Below are 15,686 nucleotides of genomic sequence, written 5' to 3' on the forward strand. Positions count from 1 at the left end.
TTAGAAAATATAGTGACTAAATTACAAAAAACAATCGTTCGTTTTATAAACGCCTTAAGTTCACTATTTAATCACTGGAATTTATAATCTAAATTTGAACAAAAAACAACTTATGAAGTAAATCTAACAACCTATAAATAAAACGAATAATTCTATATTTCAAACGTCCCTTTTATAATTAAAATTATACGAATTCTCAACTTATAAAATGATTATAAATGCCAATGCTTATCATTAATATTGCTGTTAAATTAAGCGAACATTCAAGTGAAATGTTATCATTTAAAAATTTATATAAAATAATGGGGGATATATGGCAAAAGTTTCATTGGACACTTTGACTGAAATTGATGGTTTTGTGGCAGCAGCACTGGTTGATAGTGAAAGTGGTCTTGCTCTAGCAACTCAAGGTAATAATTTAATTGACTTGGAGCTTGCAGCAGCAGGAAATACTGAAGTTATTCGTGCAAAGCGAAAAGTAGCAAAATCACTAAATTTGAATGATTCAATTGAAGACATTTTAATTACTCTAGGTAAACAGTATCACTTGATTCGTCCACTCGATTCAAATGATGCACTGTTTTTATACCTTGTATTAGATCGAAATAAAGCAAATTTAGCTATGGCGCGCCATGAGTTAAAACGTTTTGAAAAAGAATTAGATTTCTCTTAAGTAAATATAAGGTTATTACCTCTGGTAATAACCTTAATTATTGTTAATTAAATTATGAATAATGTCTATATATCTATATTCGGTTTAAACCTCTCAACAATCAATGATTTTAAAAATATCATTAATAATCAGATTTCAAGTGACTATAAAATCAACTGGACGAATATTACAGATGATCGTTTAGATATTTTACTGATTAATGAAGATTTTTCCGAAATTAATCATGTTAAAAACATCAACAAAAAAACGACTAGTATTTTAAAAGTAAGTAAAAATGAAAAATCAGCAGGTGAAATTCAAAATAACCACCTCTATTTACCTCTAGTTTCTTCAAGAGCAGTGAATTTATGGCTAGATGAAGCCTTAGAAAAAAAACAACAATTACAACAATCGAATACAAGAATGAGTTTTCCAACTGAGGAAGAAAAAGAAAAACATAAAAAAATAGATTATAAGCATATCTCTTCTACATTTAGCCATATTTATAGTGAATATCCAGATATTAGTAATTTCACCATTTTAAATAAAGACATTGCAATTGCTGTATTTGACTTAAATAATAATTTATTTTATCTAGATTCTGAATTTAACCTTGAAAATATTAGTGATTTCATCATTATTCCGGCAGAAATAAATACGATTATTAAGTTTAAAAAACACTTTAAACCTAAAGATTTACATCATGCTTTTTGGCAATTTGTATGGGATATTTCACCCTATGAAGTCCCTCAGTACAATAATACTTATCGATTACTTAAATGGCCACAACCCAATTTAAAATTTAATCGACATGCACTTTTAAAAATTTCAGCCTATTTAAGTAAGGGATGTTCGATTCAATACATTCATGAAAAAACCAATATTAGTGTAAATACTATAAATCGTTATTTATTTGCATGCGATATTGCTCAGATGATGGAAGAAATTCCGAGTCATGAAGCTTTGGTCAATGTACCAATGGTGGTCGAAACAAATGAAATAGGTGCAGTTCGAGGTTTTTTTAATAACTTACGTAAGAAACTTGGTTTATAACGGAAAATTATGATTTTACATCAATATAAAGTTGTTTTTGCAGGAACAATGGGGGCTGGTAAAAGTGAAGCAATTAAAGCATTATCAAGTATAGATGTTGTATCAACTGAAGCTATTAATACAGATACTCAATCTCATACTAAAATGTTCACTACAGTAGGAATTGATTATGGTGAATTAATTTTAGAAGATGGTACAACAGTTGGTCTATATGGAACACCTGGTCAAGAAAGATTTGATTTCATTTGGGATGTTATTTGCAAAGGTGCTTTAGGAACAATAATTTTAATTGATCATAGTATTGATGACCCTATTAGCCATTTAAATTTTTATATTGATTATTTTAAAACCCTTGCAGACAATATTATTATTGGTATAACACATTTAGATATTAAAACTTCAAATACGACAGCAATTTACCGTGAATGGGAAGATAGTCAAACAGAAAATAGATACCCACTTTTCTTTGTCGATGCACGCAATAAAGAGGATCTACTTCTGCTCATTGAAGCATTGATTGTTAATGCTGAAGTTCAATTCGCTATTTAAGGTCTAAATTTATGCAAATAAATCATTTAAAACGTCAGGTCCCAACCGAACTCATTGAGTTTATACATAAACGTATGGGTACACTTCTTATAGAAGTTTCTGAAATTGAATTTGCCATGGTATGTAGTACCGATGGTTTTGAACTCAGCTCTGTATCTAAAAAAAATATAGAAAATGCAGGAAAACTAGCAGCAGTTAGTAGCTCGATTTTAGCGATGGTACATGCTTTTATGGGGGAAATTAATCTAGATGGATGCCAAAGCCTGACTCTAGATGCAGCCAATGGTAAAGCCATATTAACTGCAATCCCAAATGAGAATCACCCAATGATTTTAGTCGTTTTATCTTCCAAAAATGTTCTATTAGGCCAGTTATTGTATTTAATTAAAAAAATAACTGAAGAAATTTCCAAAAAGTAGAAATATCAGCGAATAAGAAAGCTTAGATAAGTAATAAAACAAACCTTTATTTGCTGTAATTCTGCACTAACATTTTTTGATATTTCATGCATAATTTATGTATGAAATATCAAAAAATACATAAAATGACTAACTATCAATTCCAACGCCTGACTAGAATCTCCTGACCTACTTATAAAATAATCATTAATGTATTTCTATTTATTATTAATGAGTAGCCTCTAAATTATTAATAGAACATCAACCCAATAAAGCTAAACTTATATTTACAAGTAAAGTAGAAAAATAACCTGATTTTGACGAACTGAACTTAATTTACAATCATGCTTTTGAAAGTAAATTTATTGGGATTTAAACAATAAACCACGACTACTACCATAATATTCACCATAAAATTATGGACTGAACCATGACGTGAATGTTCAACTTGATGCAAATTTTTTAATTGATCATTCCCTATTTCAATTAAACCTCGTAGCGATAATAATTCTTTTTCCTGTGAGGTCTTTAAATGCAATATCCTTAATATTCTTACGGGATGGCGTTAATAATTTCAATCCTCTTACTGCTAAAGCTTCCGCTTTGCTTAGGTAGCCTTTATCTCCGAGTAACATTTAAAAGTAAGTGCTTCAATGACTGATACATCATGAATATTAGCTGATGTGACTTTCAAATTAATAATTTCACCCAAATTATTGATCACAATATGCAATTTAAACCTATAAAACCACCCTGTACTACTTTTCCCACGATTTGCCAAACCTTTAAATACGCGATGTCTTTTAATTCTGAGGTTATACAAACCACTAATTTAGCTGAGTCAATGACACTGATATCAGTGTCATTGACTTGCCGAAAGAAAGGACTCACGGTCTGTAAACAACGAGGTATAATTGCAATAAACTGGTTATAGCTAAGAAATTTGGGAAAAGCCTATTTCCAGCAAGACACCAACATATGGCAATAAAAATATTTAAAGAATTGGTAGCCCCTTACGAGTAAGAACTCTCATGGAATAAGATAACAATGGTCATGACTTCAGCGGGGCTTAAAGCTGATTTTAGTGTGGGTTTATTTTGATTAGTAATTTCTCTAATGATTGATTCAAAATTTTGTAAAAACCATCCAGAATACAAAATAATTCGGCAGTATTATCCATGTAAAGCCTTATTTTATAACGATTTATAATAAAAACCAATACATTGCAAATACTAAGGCTTTTTTCTACTCTTTTTTAGGTCGAACTCAGGTTATTCGACCAAAATTTAATGAACTGCTGTAAATCCTTTTAAATATCTACCACGAAATTACTGAATAGAATACCCACCATCAATGACATACTGTGAGCCAGTAATAAATTTTGCTCGATCAGATAATAGAAAACTCACTAACTCGGCAACTTCTTCTGGCGTGCCTAATCGGCCAACAGGGTGCTTTTTTGCTAGAAACTGATGATCAATATGTTCAATCAGTGGCGTTTCAATATAACCTGGATGAATTGAATTGACCCGAATCTGTTGCTCCGCATAATCCAATGCTACAGCCTTGGTCATACCAGTCACAGCATGCTTACTGGTCACATAAGCGGCTCTATTTTTGGTTGCGATTATACCCAACATTGAAGATGTATTAACAATAGCACCACCACACGATTTCAACATCAATGGAATTTGAAAATGCATACAGTAATAAACACTATTGACATTTACATCCATAATTTGCTGCCACTCTTGAATGTTCAAATCGGCAATTGCTTTAGCCGCTGAGGTCATTCCTGCATTATTCAAAGCGACATCTAGCCGACCAAACCTTTGCTCAATTTGTTGAACAACAGATTGAATAAATTCAGCATTTGTAACATCTCCGCTTTGCACCATTACAGCTGTTTTTAACGCTAACTGTTCAGAAAGTACATCCAATTTCTCTTGATTCAAATCAACTAGACATAACTGATACCCTTGCTCTGCCAGAGTAACCGCAACAGCTTTTCCTATCCCTGAAGCAGCACCTGTGATCATGGCAACTCGTTGAAAATTTTCCATGTTTAATCCTTATATTTAAATTGCATCATATATGACAATAAATGTGTTTTTACTTGATTTGGAATCGCTTGTTTTTGAAAGGTGGTCGGGTTCACGATCACAATTACACTCTTGCCAATGGCAACAATATTCCCTTGTTGCTTGCTCACAATTTCATACAACATCGTAAAACTGGTATGACCCACATCTGTGACATAAGAGCGCGTGATTAATACATCTGGATAAGTCACTGGATGCTGATATTCGCATTCATTTTTAAGAATTACGCTATATAACTTGGCATCAAAAAAACGAAGTTGATCTAAAAATGCTATCCGTGCATCTTCTAAATAACGGAAATAGTGGACGTTATTTAAATGACCAAATAGATCCATTTCGCCCCATGACATTGGGCGATGCACCTCTGAAAATTCGACCACCTCAGTCACGATACAACCCACCATTTACATGAATATTTTCACCTGTAATATATGAAGCACCTAAACTGCATAAGAAGGCAATTACTTGGGCAATTTCATCTGGCTGTCCTAAACGTTTTAACGGGGTGCTATTTATCATGGCATTACGTTTTTCATTACTCATACCTTGCAACATAGCAGTATCAATTAAGCCTGGCGAAACTGTATTTACTCGTGTTCGTGGAGCAAGTTCAATGGCTAAACTTTTGGTTAAAGCAATGACACCCCCTTTGGCGGTAGCATAAGCGGTATGGGCAATACTCCCTTGATGGCCTGCAATTGAAGCAATATTCACAATTGCACTGTTCTCGGATAAAAGCGGTAATAAACTTTTAATTAAGTAATAATTTGCGCTTAAATTGATTGTAATTTGTTGGTTCCATTTATCATAACTTAGGTCTGCAAGCTCAATATGCTGATATAAACCTGCAGCATGAATAATTAAATCTACTTCTGCATACAACGTGCTCACCCTATGCTTAAGTTGATCTACCACTTCAGTAGAAGCAATATCCATTTGAAAATAATGCCATTTACTACTTAAACTAGATAAAAATGCTGTATCTTCATCGACAACATCAAGCAAAATAAAATTCATTTGATATGCGTCTAGTACGCGAATCGTTGCTTTTGCAATGCCTCCTAATGCACCTGTAATCACCACAGTTTTATTGCTTAATCCGTTCATTTTCAATTCCTTTTAGCTTCATGTCCTTGATTCTTATATTCAGTATTAATATTTTTTCGGGATGCTATTTCCAGTTAAGGGAAATGTACCCTTAACTGACTTTTGATAAGTTTAAAATTTATAAGTGGTCACGAAGTTTAAACGCGATACATCAAATACCTTGCCATCAAACTGTTCGCGTTTACCATGATGATATTCCAAACCAACATCTACCGTTTTTACAGGTGTGTAGAACACATTGGCAGCAAGATCAGACACTTGTTTATTGGTTGTTGGATTATTTTTTGCAAAATTAGTCGTGTCATCATAATCAAACAATGACGCGGCAAAGTTGGTACGCCATTGATCAGATAATTGATGCGAATAACCTAAAACATACGTGTTCACTTTATTTTGATCCAAATCGTTTTGGCTATCATTGATACTAAAATCACCGCCACTGCTATAACCGTTTACAGTCCCCGCCGTTTGTTGTGTATAAGACACAAACTTTTGGTCACCCTCAACATGATAGAAATGACCTTGGATTGAGTTCACTGGTGAAAATTTATATTTCAAACCAAAACCCATTCCCCAAGCCCATTTATCGATGTCTTTTTCTGAACCACTGACATTTAAGGTTGCACGCTTTTCATTCACAAAACCTTGTGCAACAGCTGTTAAATTCTCTTGCTTATAGACATATTTTGCGGTCAATGCAGGTAATTCAGATGCACGTGTATCAACATATTCAGCCGCTACTTTTAGGTTGTGCGCAGGAGCCAAATCAAAGTTGTAGCGGATTTGCGGATTACGCGTCCATGCATACCCCATAAATAAAGTGTAATCAACACTTTCGGTATTGGTTTCAAAATTTCCCATATTTGAAGATGTTTGACCTAACAGCCAGTTATTAAAATCTACATAAGCATGTCGAATACGCAATTTACCATTGCCTTCTAAACCATCCCAAAAGTCCATTTCTATTTTGGCTTTGATATCAGTAGTATTCACTTTTTTCGACATATCCATGCCTAGACGCGTGGCAGTTAAAGTGAATGCAGATCGGTTCCCCGCTGGAGATCGATCAACTGCTGGGGTTTGATTACTGACAAATGGTGCAGCAGTGGTATCTTTAAAATCGACAGCCCCATCCATACGTACAATACCGTAAAACTTAATATTGGTATCACTGAAAACATTGACCGATTTTGTATTTTGCTGTGTTGATTGATCTACATTTTCCAGTTTCTGTTGTGCTTTTAAGGATTGAACTTCTTGCTCCAAAAAAGCAATGCGCTGATTCACATCCTCAGCAAATACTGGTGAATTTCCAAGTAAAAACATAGATATAACCAATACTTTCATTTCTTGTTTCATTTTTTTCATCCTGAAAAAAAGTTGAATTCTTCCTATCCCACCCATTATTGAATAGGCAGGAAAGATTTAAATTGATTAATTATTTATATGAATTTTTTACTGTCTTCATAATCAACATCACGTAGCGAGCGGCCACCTGTTTCTTTCAGCATGACAATTGCAATAATAGAAATAGTGATTACAAATAAAATGTAGAATGTAATGGGCAATGTACTATCAAACTTTTTCCATAATAAGGTCGCAATCATAGGTGCGATTGAACCTGCAAGGATTGACGAAATTTGATAACAAAATGACGCACCTGAATAACGCATGCGAGTTGGGAAAATTTCTGACAAAACAGCACCTTGCCCTGCATAACACATTCCTTGGAATAATAATCCTGTACACATTGACAGTAGAACTAACCAAAACTCTCCAGTGTTCAGTCCAAAGAAGTAAAATGGAATCCATGCAATCAGACCTGCATACCCAATATACATGGTCTTTTTACGACCAATTTTATCAGACAAATAACCGCAAGAAATCATAGAGAAAAATTGGAATGCATTTGCACAAAGTAAAAGTGCCAAAATGGTTGAATAGGTAAATTGCATTTGAATAGAAAGATAAGCAATTGAAAATACTACAATAATATAATATGCAGAGTTCTCACCAACACGCATCAACATGCCACAAATTGCTTGCTTTGGATAATGCCGTAATACCTCTTTCATTCCTGCTGAAGCTTTTTGTTGTTCCTCTTGGCGCTGAATCGACTCTTTAAAAACATCTGACTCTTCAACATTTTTGCGAATATAGTAACCAATAAAAACAATAATTGCAGAAAGCCAGAATGCAACTCTCCAGCCCCATGCAAGAAAGTCTTCAGCAACCAATAATGCAGAGAGACCCAATAATACTAAACTAGCCAGTACATTACCTGCACATGCCGCTGCTTGCGGAAAACTTGTCCAAAAACCACGCTGATGTTCAGGACTATGCTCTCCCACCAATAGCATTGCGCCACCCCATTCACCACCCACTGCAAAACCTTGTATAAAGCGCAATATAACCAGTAATGCAGGTGCTGCGTATCCAATACTGGCATAAGATGGTATACATCCCATCATAAAAGTTGCAAAGCCAACCATAATCAAACTAATTTGTAATAGTCGTTTACGTCCATATTTATCGCCATAATGACCAAAAACTAATCCACCCAATGGCCTAGCTAAAAAACCAACTGCATATGTTGCAAATGCAGCAATAATGCCCATAAGAACACTACCATCCCCCATCACAGGGAAAAATAGTTTTGAAAATACTAATGTGCTCGCGATCCCATAAATAAAAAACTCATACCATTCAGCAATTGTTCCCGCCATAGCAGCACCAACAACTTTTTTAATATTTGATTTTTCATTTACGGTACTTTCAACATCCTCTATTTTTGTGACCATTTCCATCGTTAAAATCCTTTTATCATTTATTATCAAATTTTTTATGTCTTAAGATATGTTTCCTATACATACATACTTTATTTCTAGATATTCATCTAAGCCATATTTAGATCCCTCTCTTCCTATTCCTGATGATTTCACCCCGCCAAAAGGTGCAGCAGCATTTGAAATGAGACCGGTATTTACACCCACCATGCCGTATTCCAAGCCACGTGATACTCGAATAAATTGATTCATATCTTGAGTGAATACATACGAGGCAAGACCAAACTCGGTATCATTCGACATCGCCAGAGCTTGCGCTTCATTTTCGAATTTAAAAATTGGGGCAAATGGTCCAAAAGTTTCTTCTTTAGCACATAGCATGTCTTGCGTAACATCTTTAACAAGTGTCGGGACACACCAATTGGCATCACTATTTTGGGTTTTACCTGCAACCAAGATTGCGCCTTTACTTAATGCGTCTTGAATATGTTCTTCCACTTTTAAAATGGCTTTACGATTGATTAAAGGACCAATATCTGTATCTGGATCTAAACCATTACCGACTTTCAAGGCTTCTACTTTGACTTTAAGTTTTTCAATAAAAGCATCATAAATTTCGCTTTGCACATAAATACGATTAGCACATACACACGTCTGACCTGCATTACGAAACTTGGTATCCATTACCCCTTGTACGGCTTGATCTAAATTAGCGCTGTTAAATACCAATACTGGCGCATTACCGCCCAGTTCTAACGACAATTTTTTTATTGTAGGTGCACTTTGTGCCATAAGCTTGACACCAGTTTCAGTCGAACCAGTAAAACTTAGCTTTTTAACAATAGGACTTTGGGTAAAAATTTGACCAATACGGGTTGACGATCCAGTAAGGACATTAAACACTCCGGCTGGGAAACCCGCTCGTTCTGCTAATTTGGCAATGGCCAAAGCCGTTAATGGCGTTTCTGACGCAGGCTTCACTAAAATTGTACACCCCGCTGCTAATGCAGGTGCCACTTTACGTGTGATCATGGCCGCAGGGAAATTCCATGGTGTAATTGCAGCACATACCCCGACCGCTTCTTTAAATACTAAAATTTCACTGGTCGCATTACTTGGAATAATATCGCCATAAGCACGTTTGGCTTCTTCACTAAACCATTCCACATAACTTGCAGCATAGGCAATTTCACCTTTGGCTTCTTTAAAAGGTTTGCCCTGTTCAAGCGTCATAATGGTCGCGAGCTCATCTTGATGCTGTATCAACAAATCAAACCAATTACGTAGCAAACGGCTACGCTCACCAGTGGCAACATTTTTCCACTTTTTTTGTGCTATTTCTGCATCTAATAAAGCTTGTTCTATAACAACATCATCCAATACAGGGACAGTCGTCAATATTGAATTATCTAGAGGGTTTTTAACCTCTAAAGTTTCTTGAGCACTAATCCATTGCCCATTCACCCAACATCTATTTTCAAAAACAGATAAACTTGTGATATCCATATACCATTTCCTAAATTGATTACTGTTTAAAGCGCGTAATTTTTTTGACCAATGTCGATTGTTCAACACCTAAAGCTTCTGCTGTTGCTCGCGTTGAACCATGAATATTTAGAGCCTCTACAATAAGCTCGTACTCATATGCCAAAACTTTATCTTTCAACGTCACCCCTTGTTTGGGCAACTGCTTTTCATGATGTAAATAATCAGGCAAATCATGCATACTAATTTCTGTATGTGTTGTACTCACCATTAGACGCTCAATCACGTTAACCAATTGGCGAATATTCCCTGGCCAATCATGTAGCGTCAGTGACTCAATCACTTCTGGACTAAATTGCTTATCCATCTGATATTTTTCATTAAAGGACTTTTGAGATTGCTGTATTAAAGGCAAAATTTCAGAGTTACGTTGACGAAGTGGCGGTAATTCAATATCGACGACATTGATACGGTAAAATAAATCCTCACGGAATTCCCCCGCTTTTACCATCTCCTCCAAATTACGGTGTGTTGCTGAAATAATCCGAATATCGACCTCTTTAAACTCTGTCGAACCTACGGGAAGAAAGCGATTTTCCTCAATCACTTTCAGCAATTTCACTTGCATACTTAGCGGTAAATCACCAATTTCATCTAAAAATAAAGTTCCTTGATGTGAAATTTCCAATAGACCCTTTTTACCTTTGGTGGACGCACCCGTAAATGCACCAGGAACATACCCAAACAATTCAATTTCAAGTAAATTGTCTGGAATTCCTGAACAATTGAGCTCCAAGAAGGCATGAGTCGCTCTAGGACTGATACTATGGATATAACGAGCCAATTTGCTCTTTCCTGTACCAGTTTCTCCACGGAGTAAAACCTTGCTGTTATATTTGGCCACGTTCGTAGCCAAATCAAATATCTTTTGGGTTTCACGCGAGATAATCAGCTCTTCTGAAAAAGATGAAATTTTATACTGTGACTGACTACGGAATAAATTTTCAAGCTGTTCTTGTGCATGCTTTGCACGTAATAGCTCAGTAATATCTCGAACACTGGTTACCACACACATTAATTGTTTACGTTCATCAAATACTGGACTACCTGTGACCAATATTTTTTGAGAACCATTAATAGTTTGAACGAGAGTGACTACTTCCTGACGTTTCAATACTTCCAAAGAAGCTGAATTGGAAAGATAACCGAGCTTAACTAAGTCCCCCATATAGCGACCAATTAAAATGCTTCGATTCAATCCTGTAATTCGCTCATAAGACCGATTTACAGCAATGGTGACGGCTCTAGCATCGGTGATATAAATGCCATCTTGAATTGCATCAATAATTGAACGAATCGGCTCAACATCAAATATAGAACGCCCATCTTGTCCTTGTAGAGAAAAACGATCTTTATTGACTTTCATAAAAGAAATCACTTCATCCATACTCATGTCTGCCGTCCTCCAATCAATACGCTTCGCGATAAATTGCTTCAATATCTGCAACTGATAATCGGCGCGGATTATTTTTCAATAAACGCTCGACCTTAATCGCCTCAGTAGCCAATGCTGGAATATCATCCTCAGCAATGCCAAATGCACGTAAACCTGTCGGAATATTTAATTGCGCACAGAATTGGCGAAGAAAATCGACCAACAGTTCTGCATTACGAAGTTGATTCTGTGTAACATCTAGTTTTAATACGTTGGCGATATGGCTTAAGCGTTCAGAACATCCAATCACGTTCCACTTCAAAACATATGGCAACATCAGTGCATTGCTGACCCCATGTGGCATTTTATATTTACCACCCAATGGATATGCCAAAGCATGTACTGCACCCACACCCGCATTTCCAAATGCCAAACCAGCCATTAAGCTTGCAGTGGCCATTTTTTCACGTGCAATTAAATTGCTTGGCAATGCATAGGCTTTTGGCAAATATTCTATAATTAGTTCAATAGCTTGAATTGCTAAAGCATCAGTAATGTCTGAATGATTCACCGAAATATAGGCCTCCACAGCATGAACCAAAGCATCCACGCCACTGGCTGCTGTCACAGAAGCGGGACAACTGACTGACATAATCGGTGAAACAATCGCAACATCAGGCAGTAAATAATCACTGATAATGCCTTGCTTCATTTGATTGACCGTATCAGATAAAATCGCAACATTCGTCACTTCTGAACCTGTACCTGATGTCGTTGGAATCACAATGAGTGGGATATTACGGTTTTGAATTTTATCTATCCCAATAAACTCATGAATTTCAGCAGATTGCCCTGCTAAAGCAGCAACACATTTAGCAATATCCAGCGCACTTCCACCACCAACAGCAAGCACTGAATCACATTGCTGCTGACGATAGACATCAATGCAGTCTTGTACTTGTTCTAATTCAGGCTCAGGTTTAACCTCATCGAAAATTGAATATTCGATCGTTAATAAATCCAATACATGCTGTAACGTGCCCGACTTCACGACACCTTGATCTGTCACAATCAATGGCTTCTGAATATTAAATTTTTCAATTGCTTGCACTAAATATTGCAAAGCCGATTGACCTGTAACTAACTTATTTGCACTTTTAAATGTTGCAAAGCTCATTGGCGTTCCTTATTTTTTTAAATTTTCTGAGCAATATATTTGCCAATCTGCGCTAAATATTGTTCAGCGACTGGCAACTTTCCTGCCATGGTAAATATTCCATGCATCAACCCACCTAAATGGTGATATTCCACATTTAAGCCAGATTGAATCGCCTTAGATAAATACAACATAGCTTCATCACGTAATGGATCATGTTCAAGCGTCATTAAATAAACATCGCCATTTCGTCTATCGAATGGTTGATTTAACAAGGAGATCGCTTGTTGATTTTGCTCTGACTCAAACAACTGATCAAAAAACCAATGCATCGTACTGGCCACCAATGGAAAGCCTGATTGATAATTTTGATAACTTTCAGATTCGGGGTAATAACCAATCACTGGATAAAGCAAAACTTGCGCCTTAAGCTCAAATCCATAGTTTTGATAAAAGCTTTGCCCAAGATGTGCAGCTAAATGTGCCCCTGCACTATCTCCCATGAAAACCATACGTTTTGGGTCAACCTTTAAAGCATCTGCGTGATCGATCACATATTGTAAAGCACGCTGACAATCTTCAAATGGCACTGGAAATTTCACTTCAGGTGATAAACGATAATCCACTGCAATCACACGAACATGCGCGGTATCCGCAATTTTTCGACAAATTGAGTCATGCGTATCAAGATCGCCAATTACCCAACCGCCACCGTGAATAAACAATACCGTTGGTTGGGCTTCTTCCCGTTCAAGCGTCGTATCATAAAGACGTAAATGGACTGGCTCACCCAAAATCACATCTGAAATATTGAGCGTTTCAACCTGTTCTAAACCCTTGATTGCGACTAGACTACAATTGGTTTTATATGTACTTCTTAGATTCGAAATCTCACCCATTTTCTCGAAAGATTTACCGCCATTGGCAATAAATGCATCGATAATCGGTTTAGCTTCGGAATGAAGGACAACGCTCATGCTGGTTCACCTTGATTTACTTTCGATTGAACAAGATAATCAGCTGCGTTAAATTGTGCGTAGTCACGGTAAGATTCAACATTGAGTGGCCAGTTGTTAATCACTTTACCATCTGCATTTTTATACCAACTTGAACAGCCTGATGAAAATGCAGAACTTCCCATTTGAGCTTGAATATCAGTATTATAAGCAGTAAAAAGAGCGGTCTTCACATCAATAGAGATGTTGTTTTTTAAGATATGTTGAATGGCCTTAACGATATATAAGTGTTGAATTTCCAACATTGTGACAATTGAATTATGGTTTAAATTGGTATTTGGCCCATACACCAAAAACATATTGTTAAATGTCGGTACAGTTAAACCTAAATAAGCTTCAGCACCATTAGACCAAGCTTCAGATAAACTTTCCCCACCATTACCAATAACATCAAGTTCCCCATTGAAATTTTGACTAGCGAATCCGGTTCCAAAAACAATTACATCTGCGTCTATGACATCGCCTGTACTTGTGATTACGCCATTTTCTGTAATTTCAGCCACAGCATCGGTAATCAATGACACATTATCCCGATTAAGGGCTGGGTAATAATCGTCTGTACGTAAAATACGTTTACAGCCAAATTCATAGTCGGGTTTTAGTTTTTGCTGTAATGTTTTATCTGAAATATTCTTATGTAAGAAATCTAAGGCAATACGCATACCTTCTTTTTGTGAGTCAGACCCTTGTTGCGTACGTGCAAAACCATCCTCACGCATTTGGTGAATGTAATTACGACTTTCAAAGAATTTATCTGGATTCGCCTCAAATTCATCAAGTTCAGCTTCACTAAAAATTTGCTGATCGCGGGGCATGATCCAATTGGCACTACGCTGAAAAACAGTTAATTGACTCGCAACTTTTGCTATTTCAGGAATGTATTGAACCGCACTTGCTGCATTGCCAATACTAATGACTTTTTTATCTGTTAAATCAACAGAATAATCCCAATTTGCTGAATGAAATACTGCTCCTTTAAAACTTTCCAAACCTTTAAATGTTGGAATAACATGCTTATTTAACTGCCCCCATGCAGGTACAAAAACCTTTGCTTTGACTGGTGCAGAGTTTTTAATATCTAAATTCCAGAGTTGTTCGGTATCATTCCACGTTGCTTTAATAATTTCAGCGTTATATTGAATATGTGAGTTCACATCAAAATGTTGAGCTAAACATTGCAAATAACCAAGCAATTCATCCTGTCCAGCATACATTCTACTTACGCGTAAATGAGGGAAATAACTAAAACAGTAAATATGAGATTGCGTATCACAGGCAGCACCCGGGTAAATATTGTCACGCCAGACACCACCAAGTTCAGATGCTTTTTCGAAAATTTTAAAGTTCTCAATTCCATGACGTTTGAGTTGCGTAGCCATTCCTAAGCCACCATAGCCAGAACCCAAAATTGCAACATCTATTACATTACTATTCATTTTAAATCCTTTTAACAAGCTTCACGATCAATATGAAATATTTCATCACTCATAATCAATCAAGAATCATGCCAACACCAATAAAATAAATAAACCACTGTTTTATATTTACTTTTACTAACTATTAGTTTAATCCTCAATTGAGGATTGATGAATATATTCTTAATCTAGAGTTTTTTAGATGAATTTTTTCATCATTTTAATTATTAAACCTAATTTTTTAATATTTAATTGAAAAATATCAATGTTTTTTTCTATGACTATAAACTTGATTATTATTCTGTTTGATAAAAAGGTTCTAGATGTTTTGAATTAAATATTATGAAAATTTAAATTCTAAGCAGAAGTGCAACAAAAATTAATTTAAATAGGGAGTCGGATATCAGATTTATGCTTGATTACGTGAAGGTTTTTTCCAAACAGCCTATTGCAACATGCTCCATCAACTATTTCCAGAGCAATCAAAAAATACGACGTTAAAAGTCTGAGTCTAGTTATTATTGCAAGAGCA

Annotated in this window: 14 protein-coding genes and 1 pseudogene; 4 read left to right on the forward strand and 11 right to left on the reverse strand. The window is 35.7% G+C overall.

The window, feature by feature from the left end:
- The first annotated feature begins 313 nt into the window (after window positions 1-313).
- From BBP83_RS08630 to BBP83_RS08645, 4 genes are read left to right on the forward strand one after another with little or no spacing between them, the layout of a single operon-like run.
- Window positions 314-673 carry a roadblock/LC7 domain-containing protein gene (locus BBP83_RS08630; protein WP_068887506.1) on the forward strand — a complete coding sequence of 120 codons (360 nt, stop codon included), beginning with the start codon at window positions 314-316 and terminating at the stop codon, window positions 671-673.
- 54 nt (window positions 674-727) lie between these two features.
- Entirely contained in the window at window positions 728-1,705 is a 978-nt protein-coding gene (locus BBP83_RS08635) for a hypothetical protein (RefSeq protein ID WP_245669722.1), read from the forward strand.
- 9 nt (window positions 1,706-1,714) lie between these two features.
- Window positions 1,715-2,254: a GTP-binding protein gene (locus BBP83_RS08640; RefSeq protein WP_068887510.1), complete on the forward strand. Its 540-nt coding sequence runs from the start codon at window positions 1,715-1,717 to the stop codon at window positions 2,252-2,254.
- 11 nt (window positions 2,255-2,265) lie between these two features.
- A complete protein-coding gene (locus BBP83_RS08645; RefSeq protein WP_068887512.1) occupies window positions 2,266-2,673 on the forward strand; it encodes a roadblock/LC7 domain-containing protein in 408 nt (135 codons plus the stop codon).
- Window positions 2,674-2,983: 310 nt separating this feature from the next.
- Here BBP83_RS08645 and BBP83_RS15660 read toward each other — a convergent pair.
- The 11 genes and pseudogenes from BBP83_RS15660 to BBP83_RS08700 all read right to left on the reverse strand — a co-directional run bounded on the left by BBP83_RS15660 (window position 2,984) and on the right by BBP83_RS08700 (window position 15,175).
- A pseudogene (locus tag BBP83_RS15660) lies at window positions 2,984-3,475 on the reverse strand (transposase).
- 505 nt (window positions 3,476-3,980) lie between these two features.
- On the reverse strand, window positions 3,981-4,715 hold the full coding sequence (locus BBP83_RS08655; RefSeq protein WP_068887514.1) for an SDR family NAD(P)-dependent oxidoreductase: 735 nt from the start codon (window positions 4,713-4,715) through the stop codon (window positions 3,981-3,983).
- A 2-nt stretch (window positions 4,716-4,717) separates the two neighbouring features.
- Complete coding sequence (locus tag BBP83_RS08660) at window positions 4,718-5,143, reverse strand: acyl-CoA thioesterase (RefSeq protein WP_068887685.1); 426 nt, start codon at window positions 5,141-5,143, stop codon at window positions 4,718-4,720.
- Complete coding sequence (locus BBP83_RS08665; protein ID WP_068887516.1) at window positions 5,136-5,861, reverse strand: SDR family NAD(P)-dependent oxidoreductase; 726 nt, start codon at window positions 5,859-5,861, stop codon at window positions 5,136-5,138. Before BBP83_RS08665 ends, BBP83_RS08660 begins: the two co-directional genes overlap by 8 nt.
- A gap of 111 nt (window positions 5,862-5,972) precedes the next feature.
- Window positions 5,973-7,220 carry a DcaP family trimeric outer membrane transporter gene (locus BBP83_RS08670; protein WP_245669723.1) on the reverse strand — a complete coding sequence of 416 codons (1,248 nt, stop codon included), beginning with the start codon at window positions 7,218-7,220 and terminating at the stop codon, window positions 5,973-5,975.
- 83 nt (window positions 7,221-7,303) lie between these two features.
- Window positions 7,304-8,662, reverse strand: a complete 1,359-nt coding sequence (locus tag BBP83_RS08675; RefSeq protein WP_171258077.1) for an MFS transporter — start codon at window positions 8,660-8,662, stop codon at window positions 7,304-7,306.
- A 48-nt stretch (window positions 8,663-8,710) separates the two neighbouring features.
- The gene (locus BBP83_RS08680; RefSeq protein ID WP_068887519.1) at window positions 8,711-10,153 is read right to left on the reverse strand and encodes an NAD-dependent succinate-semialdehyde dehydrogenase; all 1,443 of its coding nucleotides are present in this window, start codon (window positions 10,151-10,153) and stop codon (window positions 8,711-8,713) included.
- Window positions 10,154-10,172: 19 nt separating this feature from the next.
- Window positions 10,173-11,585, reverse strand: coding sequence for a sigma-54 interaction domain-containing protein (locus tag BBP83_RS08685; RefSeq protein ID WP_078055418.1), 1,413 nt, complete (start codon window positions 11,583-11,585; stop codon window positions 10,173-10,175).
- 16 nt (window positions 11,586-11,601) lie between these two features.
- On the reverse strand, window positions 11,602-12,744 hold the full coding sequence (locus BBP83_RS08690) for an iron-containing alcohol dehydrogenase (RefSeq protein WP_068887521.1): 1,143 nt from the start codon (window positions 12,742-12,744) through the stop codon (window positions 11,602-11,604).
- A 17-nt stretch (window positions 12,745-12,761) separates the two neighbouring features.
- Window positions 12,762-13,700 carry an alpha/beta hydrolase gene (locus tag BBP83_RS08695; protein ID WP_068887523.1) on the reverse strand — a complete coding sequence of 313 codons (939 nt, stop codon included), beginning with the start codon at window positions 13,698-13,700 and terminating at the stop codon, window positions 12,762-12,764.
- Complete coding sequence (locus BBP83_RS08700) at window positions 13,697-15,175, reverse strand: flavin-containing monooxygenase (RefSeq protein ID WP_068887525.1); 1,479 nt, start codon at window positions 15,173-15,175, stop codon at window positions 13,697-13,699. Before BBP83_RS08700 ends, BBP83_RS08695 begins: the two co-directional genes overlap by 4 nt.
- Window positions 15,176-15,686: the final 511 nt, after the last annotated feature.

This window comes from Acinetobacter celticus, from assembly GCF_001707755.1.
Taxonomy (GTDB): Bacteria; Pseudomonadota; Gammaproteobacteria; order Pseudomonadales; family Moraxellaceae; genus Acinetobacter; species Acinetobacter celticus.